The organism is Apibacter sp. ESL0404 (genome assembly GCF_019469245.1).
Classification (GTDB): domain Bacteria; phylum Bacteroidota; class Bacteroidia; order Flavobacteriales; family Weeksellaceae; genus Apibacter.
The window spans coordinates 861372-874740 of record NZ_CP048267.1; the positions used below are offsets into that span (position 1 = coordinate 861372).

The window sequence follows — 13369 nt, forward strand, 5'->3', positions numbered from 1 at the left end:
CTGCCTTTTTTAACCCCTTTTTATTTTTAATTATTCAATACTTTACTGGATTTGGCTATTGCTTTTTAAAGAAAGATTAGCTTGATATAAATACATCAAATATAATCCAAAACTTAAAGGAAATAACAAGCTGATCCAAGACAAAACACAAGAATAATAAGGAATTGAACCTTTATCTAAATAAATGTAAAATCCTTGTATAAATAATAAACCTTCCGAAATAAAGAAGAAAAGTAAGAAAAAGAAAGTACCGATCTGTATAAGATTATTTCTGCAGTTAATCCATTGACATTGTATCAAGAGTAAAACAACAGCTAAAGTTGTATATATTCCAAGAACTTCCAAATGAATAAATCCTATACGTAAATTTTTAATTTCATGAGATAATTGAGCCATTTCCGGTACTAAAAGAAACAGTTGGAGAACGTTTTTTGCAACAAAGGAAATTACAAAACAACCATATAAAAGAGATAGGATATAATCATTTGCCTTACTAATTTTTACAATAAAAGGATGAATATACTTTAGATACAATACTAAAGCGGCAATGTTACAAAGAATCCCTAAAGAGTATACAAAATAAATATAAATCGAATGAAAATACCAGCTAAGAGGTAAGCCAAATGTTAAAAGTATACCTCCTAAAATCAAAATATAAAAATACCTGGCAATTTTAGGCGGAACACCTAAAGATTTTATTGAAATCAATCGTAATAATAAAGCCAAAGAGCCCAATAAAAACCAACCGTTGATTTGGAAATGTAGATAAAATTGTATGCAAATAGAATACAATACAGAGTTCTTACCTAATGTTCCCATTGTAATCCCCAGTCCCCAAATTCCAAAAGAAGATATGAGCATACAAGTTAATGCAGATCTAAGAAAAATAGAACTCAAATCATTCTCATGAGTAAGATTCTTAAAAGTTATAAAGCAGAAATAATAAGAACATAAAATATGTATAACGGAAAACAATATAGAAAACAAGCCATAACCTTGAATCGGAAAGCTCAATAACATTCCCAAAATAGTTAATTGAGTAATCCAAAATAAGGAAAAATAGGAGGATAAATTTTTTTTATTTTGAGGGATAAAATACAGATAGATTAATACATAAAATATTTGATATAATCCTCCCAACATAGCAATATGAGAATGAGAATGTAAAAAATTACCATACGGAAAACGTACCTCATAGTATTGAAATATCCTGAGTAAAAATCCCAGAACTCCGGCAACAAATACATTTAAAAAGCTTACAATAATCCACTTTTTAATCATCGTTTGTATTCTTAGTTCATAGAAGATTCCAATTGTATAGCTTTAGGAAATAAAATATTATTTTCCAAATGAATATGTTTGTGTAAATTTTGCTCAAATTCATCCAGCATAGCAAAAGATACACGATACGTATTGCAAGCCTCCATGGGAGGAGTATAATTTTGAGTTAATTCGCAAATTCTTTTAAATCGTTCACCTTCAATGTCATGATCGTGCTTCATCATCTCAATAGGATTTTGTACAGTACCAAAATGAGGAGTTACAAAGGGTAAATTTTTATTTTTAGCTTCATTCAATTGACGAATAAAAGGAAATAAAATTCTTTCCTCCTTTTGTATATGTGCTTCTAAATCGTTTACAGAAGCTTCAAATAATTGATAAACTTCTACTAATTCGGGATGCCTAAAACCATGAACTTTCTGTACTTTATTTAAAAACTTTAACAAAGAGGGGCTTTTTTCACGAATATATTGATGATGAATTTTTTCAATATAATCTGCCAATAAATCCAGCGGCCACGATTTAAAATCAATGTTTTCCTCGCGTACAGCTATTGCTTCATTGAGTTGATCGGTTAATTCTTTGATATCAATTGATTTTTTATCACAAGCTTGTTCGATGGTTCTATCTCCTTTACAACAAAAATCGATACCGTATTTTGAGAAAACGGAAGCTGTTTGATAATTTTCTGCTACAATTTCTCCAATAGTTGCGTTCCAATTATGTTCCATATTATAATTAATTTGTTATTTTTAAAAAAGTTAAACCGGAAATTACATCCCTAATCATATCTTCAATACTGATTGATTGGAGAGTATCTTGTAATTGATTCCGAATAGCCTTAAATTTAAGATGAGCAGGGCAAGGGTGATTCTCCGAGCATTTGGGTAATCCCAATGCACATCCCGTAAAAATTGAATCTCCATCAATAGCCGATACAATGTCGTATACTTTAATTTCCGATAAAGAATTAATAGGAATACTAAACCCACCCGAAGGTCCTTTATGGGAAGTAATTATATGATGCCTAACTAAAGTTTGTAAGATTTTAGCGGTAAACGCCTCCGGAGAATTAATTTCTGCAGAAATATCTTTCAAACCCGGTTTATTTCCTTTAAAAGATTGCGCACCAACAAATATCGTTGCTCTAATAGCATATTCACAGCTCTTCGAAAACAATTTCTAGATATTTAAATTGTGCCAAAGGTATAAAAAAAATAATAAAGGACAAAAATATCTTTTATTATATAGAAAATTATCAATATTTATATGGGATAAAAAATACTTGATTTACAGAATAATAAATTAAATTAAGGTAAATTTTGATATATAAATTGTGAAATAAATATAAAATATTAATACCTATATCTTAAAAAAACATAATAAAATTAAATGGTATATTAAGTTAAGAAATTGAAAATGAATCAGTTATTTATAATCTTTTTAAATATTGAAGATAATAGGATATAAAAGTCTTATTATAATTTTTTAATTTGTATATTTGTAGAAATAAAACTATGTTTAATTTCTGCATTAGAAAATAATGTTTTCAAAAACAAGTGAATACGCAATTAAAATTATGATATATCTAAGTGCTAACAGTACAGTAGATAATTTGCGTCAAGTCAAAGAGGTAAGTGAAGCATTAGGCACTCCCGGGCCATTTACTGCTAAAATTTTGCAGCAATTGGTTAAAGCAGGTTTATTGTTTTCAATGAAAGGTAAAAATGGCGGGTTCACTTTAAGCAGAGAACTGGGAGAAATCAAGATTTCTGATATAGTTATAGCAGTTGATGGAGAAAAATCTATAAATCGATGCCTTTTAGGTTTAAAAGATTGTTCTTCAGAAAACCCTTGTCCTTTACATCATAAATTTTATAAAATTAAAGACGATTTTAAAAAATATGTTTTGGATTCAACCTTAGAAGTCTAACAATTAACTATTATACAACTATTAACTATTATTAAACTACTTTATTAAATGAGCACTAAATTACTTCAATCTCACAAAATACTTTTTTTAAATACATTAGCCTTTACGGTTTGCTTTGCCTGTTGGACACTCAATGGTGTTTTAGTAACTTACTTAGTAGATAAAGGCATATTTGATTTTTCAGTGGTAGAAACAGGGTGGCTGTTGGGAATTCCTGTTTTAACAGGGTCACTTTTACGACTTCCTATCGGAATTTTAACGGATAAATTCGGCGGTAAATATGTATTTGCAGGTTTACTTTTGTTTTGTTCCATTCCTTTATTTTTACTACCGATGGCAAAATCATTTTGGATATTTGCTTTATTAAGCTTTTTATTTGGATTTGTAGGAACAAGCTTTGCTATAGGAGTAGGGTATACTTCTGTTTGGTATCCTAAAGAATGGCAAGGGAGAGCTCTGGGAATTTTTGGAATGGGAAATGCAGGAGCAGCTTTAACCACTTTTTTTGCACCGACTCTTTTAAATTATTTTTCAAAAAATGATCCAGATAACGGATGGAAAATGCTTCCGATAACTTATGCAACAGTGTTGTTGGTTATAGGAATTTTATTTTTACTATTTGCAAAAAATAAAAAACCGGCCGGAAATGCCAGAAATTTGAATCAGATGTTATCTCCATTAAAAAAAGGGAGAGTATGGCGTTTCGGTTTGTATTATTTATTAGTATTCGGTTTTTTCGTAGCTTATTCTCAATGGTTGGTTCCCAATTTCATGAACGTTTACGGAACGTCTCTAGTTGTAGCAGGAATGTTTGCTTCTTACTTTAGTCTTCCTTCAGGAGTAATAAGAGCCTTTGGGGGATATCTTTCAGATAAATTCGGAGCAAGGAAAGTTATGTATTGGGTATTAGGCTCTTCTGTCGCATTAAGTTTCTTATTAATGTTCCCTAAAATGGATATTTATACGGATGGACAAGGAGTTTCTGCAGCCAAAAAAGGAATAGTAACTAAAGTTACGGCAAATAGCGTAACTGTAGACACTAAAGAATATGTAATTAAAGAAAAGGAAGATAGAGCAGATAAGAAAAAAGATATATTTCCAACTAAAGAATCTTGGCAAGAAATTGTTGTAAAAGAAAACCAGCAGGTTAATAAAAAGGATTTATTAGCCAAAGGAATTACTGAAATCAGTTTTGATGCAAATATGTGGGTTTATTTAGTATTGGTAATATGTATAGGAATTTCTTGGGGAATAGGAAAAGCAGCTGTTTACAAACATATACCTGAATATTTTCCTAATGAAGTGGGAGTTGTAGGAGGTATGGTAGGCCTTATCGGTGGATTGGGAGGATTTATCGGACCAATTATTTTTGGATATTTTCTTAATTATACAGGATTGTGGACCAGTTCTTGGATATTAATATTTATTATTTCATTAACCTGTCTAATTTGTATGCACAGAGTAATATTAAAAATGACTCGTGAGAAAATGCCTGAAATTTATAATGATATAGAAAAAAAATAAAAGAATCAAATTATAACTTAAAATAAATTCAAATATGGGTACATGGCTAAAAGAATGGAAGCCTGAAGACAATAATTTTTGGGAATCTACAGGTAAGAAAATAGCTTGGAGAACATTGACAATAACTACAATATCCCTAACACTATCATTTATCGTATGGTATTTAATGAGTGGTATTGTAACTAAACTTCCGGGTATTGGTTTTAACTTTACTGAAAAAGAGCTATTCTGGTTGGCTTCACTTCCCGGATTAGCAGCCGGAACTTTACGTATTGTCCATACTTTCTTAATCCCAATTTACGGGACAAGACATACCGTTACATTTTCTACCTTAATAAAATTAATACCGGTAATCGGTATAGCTTTAGCAGTAATGAATCCCGAAACTCCATTTTGGGTATTTGCTGTATTGGCTTTTACAATGGGATTCGGAGGTGGAGACTTTTCATCTTTTATGCCTTCAACCAATATGTTTTTCCCGGCTCGTTTAAAAGGAACAGCTTTAGGAGTACAAGCAGGTATTGGTAATTTTGGAGTAAGTATCGTACAATTTTTAACTCCGGCTTTACTGGGAGTAGCCATTGTTGGAGCTCCGGAAATTTTAAAAACTACCGATCCAATTACTCATGAAGTAACGACTAAACCGATTTATCTACAAAGCCCGGCTTTAATATATGCACCGATACTAATAATAATGACTTTAGTTTGTTGGTTTGGCTTACGAAGCATCCCTTTAAAATCATCATTTAAAGAACAATTAGGGATTTTCAAAATTAAACATACTTGGTTTTGTACAATTACCTATTTTATGACATTCGGTACTTTCTCCGGACTTGCAGCAGCATTTCCGTTAATGATAAAATCATTATATGGTGACTTTCCGGGAGCTCCGGATCCGTTAAAATATGCATTTTATGGTCCATTAATCGGTTCTGCCAGTAGAGTAGCTTTTGGATTCGTTGCAGATAGAGTAGGAGGAGCCGTATTAACAACAATTACAGGTCTAGGATTTGCAGGTTGTATTGCAGTTATGATTACTATGGGATTGGTAGCACCGACTTCCATAGATCAATTTCCTTTATTCTTAGCTATGATGTTAACCATATTCTTTTTCTCAGGAATGGGAAATGCGGGAACTTTCAGACAATTTCCTATCATATTCAAAGATAACCCGGTACATTCTGCAGGAGTAATAGGGTGGACAGCAGCTATTGCAGCCTATGGACCGTTTATATTTTCAATGATTATTGGAGCTGAATTACAATCATCTAAAGCTTCAGGATTGAAAAGTGTAAATTCTTTTTTCTGGGGAATACTTATATTTTCACTTTTAGCAACTGCTATAAATTGGTATTACTATCAAAGAAAAGGAGCTGAAAGACCAAGCTAAATAAATCATAAAAATTATGTTTAAATCATTTAGTACACTTAATAAACCGGCATTGTTAAAAGCAACTATTGCTACACTCTTAATTATTGCCTTAGTTTTTATAGGTTCGCGCAATCTTCAAAATTTTGACGCCGCATTAATAGCCTATTTATTTGGAGCTGTCTTTTGTGTATTTGGAGTAACCTATCGTTATTCCATTTGGTTGCAACGTCCGCCAACTAAAATGTATTGGAGACGTTCTTGGCAGTTTTTTTTCAGTAAGCATTTTATCGCTTATGCAATAAGAGGGCTTAAATTATTTTGTCAAAATATACTTTTTCAAAAATTTATATACCCGAGAGGTCGAACCCGATGGATAGGACATTTTATGTTAGCCACCGGTTGTTTAATCGCATTTTGTATAACTTTTCCGCTAACTTTCGGTTGGATACATTTTACCTTAGAATCAGGTTCAATGTCCACCTATGAAGCTCATATGTTTGGTTTTAAAGTAATGGATTTTCAATTAGGATCTTTCTTTGCTTTTTTAGTATTTCATGCTTTGGTTTGGTGTTCTATATTAGTTATCATCGGTTCAATTATGATGATGAAAAGAAGGCTTACCAACGGAGGCTTAATAGCTACGCAAACATTTGACGGAGATTGGTTACCGCTACTTTTGTTGATAGCCATATCATTAACAGGAATAGGAATTGTTTTCGACTATACCTATTTGGACGGAAAAACCAATCAATTCATGTCAGTTTCACATGCGGTTACTGTGATATTGTTTTTAGTATGGATGCCGTTTGGAAAATTTTTCCACATATTCCAACGTCCGGCGCAACTAGGTGCCAATATATATAAAACAGAAGGTATAAGACAAGGTATGGCGGTGTGTCCTCACACCAAAGAGGAATTTGCTACCAAAATGCACGTTAATGACCTTAAAACTGTTACCAAAGAATTGGGATTTGACTTTACCTTAGAAGACGGTAGCAGTCATTTAGACTATAGCCCGGAAGGAAAACGATCTGCCCTTGCAATCGCTCACCTCAAAGCTAGAAAAGAATCCGGTAGTTTCTTCGGATAATAAAATAGAAACTATAGTAATTAAAAAGATAAAATAAAATTAATTATATGGCTAAATTACCTGTAGATGGAGATAAAATTATAGAGCAATTTGGACCTCATAAAAATTATACACCAAAAGAAGGTTTCAAAGGAATTTCAGATCCAGATAAACTTGTAAAAACACATTGTTGTTTTTGCGGAATGCAATGTGGTATTCAGCTAAAAGTAAAAGATAATAAAGTAATCGGATTCGAACCTTGGAAAGAGTTTCCTTTTAATGAAGGAAGACTTTGTCCGAAAGGAGTTCAGCGTTATCTACAAGATAATCATCCGGATCGATTACTTCATCCGATGCAAAGGGTTGAAAACGAAGGTTTTAAACCTATTTCTTGGGATGATTCATTTGACAAGATAATTTCAGAAATTCATAGAATTCAAGGGGAATATGGAAACAATGCCTTTGCTATGCTTTCAGGAGTTTCACTAACCAATGAAAAGAGTTACATGATCGGTAAATTTGCTCGTGTAGCTTTAAAAACAGCTAATTTGGACTACAACGGAAGACTTTGTATGGTTAGTGCCGGAGCAGGTAATAAAAAAGCATTCGGAATGGACCGATCTTCCAACAGTTGGGCAGATTTGAAACATGCGGAAGTTATCATGGTAGCCGGAGCAAATGTGAGTGAAACGTTTCCTACTTTAACTTATCGACTTTGGGAAGCCAGAGATAACGGTGCAAAGTTAGTGGTAGTCGATCCAAGAGTAACTCCGTTTGCCAGAACTGCAGACTTACATTTAGATTTACGTCCGGGTACAGACTCTGCTTTATACGGAGCTATACTTAAAATCTTATTTGACAACGATTGGGTAGACCATGAATTTATTGAAAAACACACTTCAGGTTTAGAAGAAACCTTACAGTCAATTCAAGATCATACGGTAGAATGGGCTGAAGAGGTAACCGGTGTTTCAGCAGATAAAATACGCAAAGCAGCCGAAATATGGGGTAAAGCTAAAACCAGCTTCTTATTACATGCCAGAGGAATCGAGCAACATTCCAAAGGGGTAGATAATGTAGTTGGATGCATTAATTTAGTGTTGGCAACCGGAAGACTTGGAAAGCCTTATTGTGGTTATGGTACCATAACAGGTCAAGGAAACGGACAAGGAGGTAGAGAACACGGACACAAATGTGATCAACTTCCCGGTAACAGAGATATAGAAAATCCTGAAGACAGAAAAGTAGTTTCCGAAATATGGGGAATCGATGAAAAAGATTTACCGCACAAAGGGTACAGTGCTTGGGAAATTATTGAGGCAATCCATAGAGGAGAAATCAAAGGGCTTATATCCATTTGCTTTAATCCTTTAGTTTCTTTACCTAATAATAATTACGTACGTTCTGCCTTAGAAAAATTAGAATTCTATGTAGCCATAGACTTCTTTTTAAGTGAAACCGCACGTTATGCCGATTTAGTTTTAGCAGGATCCCTGCAGGAAGAAGAAGAAGGTACGGTTACCACAGCAGAAGGAAGGGTTGTTCGTGTGCGTCAATGTGTAACTCCTCCGGGAGATGCCAGAACCGATACCAGTATTATTTTGGAATTAGCCAGAAGGTTAGGAGTAGAATCTTATTTCCCGTATAAAAACAGCGAAGAAATTTTCAATGAATTGAGAATAGCTTCCAGAAACAGTAGAGCTGATTATTATGGAATAACTTACGATCGAATTGAAAAAGAAATGGGAGTTTTTTGGCCTTGTCCCGAAATAGGACATCCGGGTACTCCTAGGCTTTGGGAAGATTATAAATTTAAAACACCTGATGGAAAAGCACATTTCAATCCGGCCCCTTATCGCTTATCTTCAGAAATGACCGATGAAGAATATCCGATTATTTTAACTACAGGACGGGTTGTTTCTCAATATCTAAGCGGTACGCAAACCAGAAGGATCGGAAAATTGGTGGACCAATATCCTGAACCTTTATTAGAAATACATCCTAATCTGGCACAAAAATACGGTATACAAGATAGTGATTTAATTCGAGTAGTAACTCGAAGAGGAGAAATGATAGTTCCTGCCAATGTTGTAGAAACCATCAGAGAAGATACCGTATTTATACCGTATCACTGGGGAGGAAAACATTCGGTGAATCAATTAACAATATCAACTTTAGATGCTGTTTCCAAAATGCCCGAATTTAAAGTATGTGCATGTAAATTAATTAATACAGGTAAAAAATTATCAAAAGAAGAAGAATCCAAAGCATTCCAAAGTTCAATTGGATAAATTAGAAAATATGGTAAGTACAGAATATAATAAAAATGTAGGCTTTTTCGTGGACATGCAAAGGTGCATTGGATGTCATGCATGTGAAATGGCGTGTGCTGAGTGTGAAACTAACGGACAGGACAGTATGATCAATATCCATTATGTTGATCGTAAACATACCATACAAACCACTGTACAGGTTTGTATGCATTGCGATGACCCCGTTTGTGCTAATGTTTGTCCGGCTGATGCCATAACTAAAGATACTTTCGGTGTAGTACATTCAGCAAATACTTCTCGTTGTATCGGATGTTCTAACTGCGTAATGGCTTGTCCATTCGGAGTACCTAAAAAAATGGAAGAAGCAGAACTAATGATGAAATGTAATATGTGTTACGACCGTACCAGTGCAGGACTAAAACCTATGTGCGCAACGGTTTGTCCAAGTGGAGCACTATTCTATGGAACTTTAGAAGAAATAGAAGCAAAACGTCCGAACAGTACACCGGTGAATAAGTTTATTTTTGGTAAACAAGAAGTAGTTACCAAAGTAAATATTATGATGCCAAAAGGAAGTACCGAGTTAAAAGTTCACTAATAATATTGAAGAAAATGTCAAAAAAAGATAAAGAGAAACCCATTTGGAAAACAGATTTTCCTATAAAGCAGGATGAAGCAACGCATGTTTCAAGAAGAGAATTTGCAAAGTTTTTATGCCTACTATCCGGTGGATTGGCTATAGGAAACGGTGCAATAGCTGCTAAATCTTTATTATTTCCTAAAAAAAGGCTGGATGAAGAATATTTTGTTTGTAACTCAACAGAAGTTCCTATTGGAAAGATGAAAGCCTTTGTAATTAATGAAAACCATAAAGTACCCTATATACTTATACATTTAGGTGAAGATAAATGGAGATGTTTTGAACAAAAATGCACTCATTTATCTTGTGCGGTATTATATGATCACGATCAAAATAAAATCGTTTGTCCTTGTCATAAAGGGTTTTTTAATCCTGAAACAGGAGAAGTACTGCAAGGTCCGCCGCCAAGACCCTTACCGCAACTGTCTGTTGTAATAAGAGATGGAAAAGTATACGTAACAGATAAAGATAAAGCCTAAGAATATGAATAATTTCAAAGAAGTTCAAAATTCAGCAAATTCAAATAAAATTAATACATTAATGTCTGCAATTATTGTTATATTAATATTAATTTTAACCTTGCAGGTATGGATGATGTATGGAGCATTGAACAATGCGTTAGATGATAACCAGGCGTTTGCTTGGGCAACATTTGGAGGTTCGGTTTTTCTTTTCTTCTCAGCCGTCTTTTTACTAAGATATTTACCGGAACCACCTAAAAATCTAAAAAAAGATCCTAATAATAAATATGAATAAACTAGTTGATAGTTATAATCGAATTCATAATTATTTGAGAATTTCTCTTACAGACAGTTGTAATTTTCGTTGCATTTATTGCATGCCCAATGAAAAAATGCAGTGTTTGCCTTACGGAAAATTAATGAGTCCGGAAGAAATTTTCAGCATAGCTAAAACGTTTACTAAATATCAAGTAAATAAAATACGTCTTACCGGAGGAGAACCTTTGGTAAGACGTGATTTTGAAGAAATAGTTAAAAGGTTGTCTACTTTACCGGTAGAATTGAATTTAACAACCAACGGGGTGCTTTTACATAAGTATGCGGATTTATTAAAAGAGATAGGATTGCATACAGTAAATATCAGCATTGACAGTTTACAAGAAGAAAAATTTAAATTCCTTACAAAGCGTAATGCATTCTCTCAAGTTTGGAATAATATTTTACTTTTCGTAAACCGAGGTTTTCAGGTTAAACTCAACACAGTACTAATGAAAAATGTTAATGATGACGAAATAAAAGACTTCATCTCATTAACCAAAAATTTTCCAATACAAGTTCGTTTCATAGAATTTATGCCCTTTAATGGAAATCAATGGGAAAAAAATAAGGTAATTACTATGGACGAAATGTTGGATGAAATAGATTCTCATTTTATTTATGAGAAAATTCAGGATCACAACCACGATACAACCAAAAAATTCAAAGTTAAAGGTTATGAAGGAACTTTTGCCTTTATAACAACCATGAGTCAACCTTTTTGTCAAGGATGTAATAGAATGAGAATTACTGCTGACGGAAAGATGAAAAATTGTCTTTTTGGAAAAGATGAATTTGATATTTTAGGAACCTTACGAAAAGGTGAAGATATTGAACCGCTCATACAATCTTTTCTAAAAAACAAACATAAAAAGATGGGAGGTCAATTTGAAAATTTTATAAAATTAAATCCCGAATATCTTAAAAACAGGAGTATGATTAAAATTGGCGGTTAACTTTTCTTTTCGATATGCTAAAAAAAACCTATTGAAACATGAATGAATTTATAACAGTATCTGAAGCGAGAACCCTTATTTCCAATGAAATACGTATTAAATGTCCCATTCGTGAGAAGAATTTGAGCGATTCTTTGCATTCGTATATAGCTAAACCAATATATGCACCCATAGACGTACCGAATTTTACCAATTCAGCGATGGACGGATACGCTTTTTGCTATCAAGATTGGGTGGATAAAAACGAAATAACGGTTAAATACGTCATACAAGCGGGACAAACTGAATTGCCAACTCTAAAGAGAGGAGAAGCAGCTCGAATATTTACCGGAGCAATGATTCCGATCGGCGCAGATATAGTAGTCATGCAAGAAAAAGCAACCGTTGAAAATAATAAATTACTAGTTCAAAAAGGAGAATTTCAAAAAGGAGATAACATACGCCCCCTAGGTTCTCAAACAAAAAAGGGTGAATTAGTGGCAGCAGAAAACACATTGATTACACCGGGTGTTATAGGTATGTTAGCAGGTTTTGGAATTGAAAAGGTACACGTTTTTTCTTCACCAAAAATTGGTATTATTGTTACAGGGAATGAATTAATTACGGCAGGAACACCTTTAAAAAAAGGACAAATATATGAGAGTAACTCAATTACGCTCCAATCTGCTTTAAAAGAAATGGATATTTCAGTTGAATTTATAGTAAAAGTTTCTGATGATAAAGAAAAAACATTTCATGAAATCCAAACAAGAATAGCTGAAGTTGATGTATTATTGCTTACAGGAGGTATTTCTGTAGGAGATTATGATTATGTAAAAGAAAGCTTAGAAAGAGCAGAGATACACCAACTTTTTTATAAAATTCAGCAAAAACCGGGTAAACCTCTGTATTTTGGTAAAAAAGAACAACATTATGTATTTGCCTTACCCGGTAATCCCGCATCCGTTTTAACGTGTTTTTATCAATATGTTCGTCCTTTCTTAAAAGGATTGAAAGGGGAAAATCATATTTTTAATTCCTATGAAGATGCCCAGTTGCTAAATGACTTTAACAAAAAAAATAAACTCACTAATTTTTTAAAAGGGCATTTAAAAAATGGAGAGGTAAGCATAACATCCTCTCAAGAATCCTATAAAATGAATTCATTTAGTAGTGCGAATTGTATAGTGGAAATATCGGGAGAGGAAAGAATGATCCGTCAAGGGGAAAAAGTTAGAGTATGGAGAATTTAAAAATAGAAGGATTTATTTGGTTAGAAACCACCCACGGCTTAAAAATAGGCAGGGGACGGGCCGAATTATTGAACAGTATTGAGGAAACCGGATCTATAGCCGCTGCGGCCAGAGAAATCGGTATACCTTATAGAAAAGCATGGGGAATGGTAAGAGAAATGAACGAATATTCCAATACACCGCTGGTTTTTAAAAATCTGGGAGGTAAAAATGGGGGAGGTGCTTTCTTGACAAAAGAAGGGAAAAAAATTGTGGAAGAATATAAAAAAATAAACGGACAGTTTAATTTGTTTAAAACCAAAACTTTATAACA

At 33.3% G+C, this 13369-nt stretch carries 14 protein-coding genes; 11 read left to right on the plus strand and 3 right to left on the minus strand.

The genetic code is table 11. The annotated features are described in order from the left end of the window. Window positions 1-42: 42 nt before the first annotated feature. Genes GYM72_RS03580 through GYM72_RS03590 form a run of 3 tightly spaced genes read right to left on the minus strand, consistent with a single transcriptional unit; the run spans window position 43 to window position 2460 of the window. A complete protein-coding gene (locus GYM72_RS03580; protein ID WP_220264730.1) occupies window positions 43-1281 on the minus strand; it encodes a hypothetical protein in 1239 nt (412 codons plus the stop codon). Between the two features lie 11 nt (window positions 1282-1292). Next, window positions 1293-2012 carry an iron-sulfur cluster repair di-iron protein gene (gene ric / locus GYM72_RS03585; protein WP_220264731.1) on the minus strand — a complete coding sequence of 240 codons (720 nt, stop codon included), beginning with the start codon at window positions 2010-2012 and terminating at the stop codon, window positions 1293-1295. 7 nt (window positions 2013-2019) lie between these two features. Next, window positions 2020-2460 carry an Rrf2 family transcriptional regulator gene (locus GYM72_RS03590; protein WP_220264732.1) on the minus strand — a complete coding sequence of 147 codons (441 nt, stop codon included), beginning with the start codon at window positions 2458-2460 and terminating at the stop codon, window positions 2020-2022. A 364-nt stretch (window positions 2461-2824) separates the two neighbouring features. Here GYM72_RS03590 and GYM72_RS03595 point away from each other — a divergent pair, with 364 nt between their 5' ends. The 11 genes from GYM72_RS03595 to GYM72_RS03645 are packed head-to-tail and all read left to right on the plus strand — an operon-like array spanning window position 2825 to window position 13367. Beyond that, entirely contained in the window at window positions 2825-3214 is a 390-nt protein-coding gene (locus GYM72_RS03595) for an Rrf2 family transcriptional regulator (protein WP_105297385.1), read from the plus strand. Window positions 3215-3262: 48 nt separating this feature from the next. Beyond that, on the plus strand, window positions 3263-4738 hold the full coding sequence (locus GYM72_RS03600; protein ID WP_160567470.1) for a nitrate/nitrite transporter: 1476 nt from the start codon (window positions 3263-3265) through the stop codon (window positions 4736-4738). A gap of 34 nt (window positions 4739-4772) precedes the next feature. Beyond that, the gene (locus tag GYM72_RS03605; protein ID WP_160542294.1) at window positions 4773-6128 is read left to right on the plus strand and encodes an MFS transporter; all 1356 of its coding nucleotides are present in this window, start codon (window positions 4773-4775) and stop codon (window positions 6126-6128) included. Between the two features lie 16 nt (window positions 6129-6144). Beyond that, entirely contained in the window at window positions 6145-7200 is a 1056-nt protein-coding gene (locus GYM72_RS03610; RefSeq protein ID WP_160542293.1) for a respiratory nitrate reductase subunit gamma, read from the plus strand. A gap of 47 nt (window positions 7201-7247) precedes the next feature. Continuing rightward, window positions 7248-9470, plus strand: a complete 2223-nt coding sequence (locus tag GYM72_RS03615) for a molybdopterin oxidoreductase family protein (protein ID WP_160556454.1) — start codon at window positions 7248-7250, stop codon at window positions 9468-9470. 10 nt (window positions 9471-9480) lie between these two features. Beyond that, window positions 9481-10050: a 4Fe-4S dicluster domain-containing protein gene (locus GYM72_RS03620; RefSeq protein WP_105297390.1), complete on the plus strand. Its 570-nt coding sequence runs from the start codon at window positions 9481-9483 to the stop codon at window positions 10048-10050. A gap of 14 nt (window positions 10051-10064) precedes the next feature. Next, on the plus strand, window positions 10065-10571 hold the full coding sequence (locus GYM72_RS03625) for a Rieske (2Fe-2S) protein (protein ID WP_105297391.1): 507 nt from the start codon (window positions 10065-10067) through the stop codon (window positions 10569-10571). Between the two features lie 4 nt (window positions 10572-10575). Further along, entirely contained in the window at window positions 10576-10848 is a 273-nt protein-coding gene (locus GYM72_RS03630) for a hypothetical protein (protein WP_105297392.1), read from the plus strand. Continuing rightward, entirely contained in the window at window positions 10841-11824 is a 984-nt protein-coding gene (gene moaA, locus GYM72_RS03635; RefSeq protein WP_220264733.1) for a GTP 3',8-cyclase MoaA, read from the plus strand. Before GYM72_RS03630 ends, moaA begins: the two co-directional genes overlap by 8 nt. 38 nt (window positions 11825-11862) lie before the next feature. Next, window positions 11863-13056 carry a molybdopterin molybdotransferase MoeA gene (locus tag GYM72_RS03640; RefSeq protein ID WP_220264734.1) on the plus strand — a complete coding sequence of 398 codons (1194 nt, stop codon included), beginning with the start codon at window positions 11863-11865 and terminating at the stop codon, window positions 13054-13056. Next, window positions 13044-13367, plus strand: coding sequence for a winged helix-turn-helix domain-containing protein (locus GYM72_RS03645; protein ID WP_160542289.1), 324 nt, complete (start codon window positions 13044-13046; stop codon window positions 13365-13367). Before GYM72_RS03640 ends, GYM72_RS03645 begins: the two co-directional genes overlap by 13 nt. The last annotated feature ends 2 nt before the right edge of the window (window positions 13368-13369 follow it).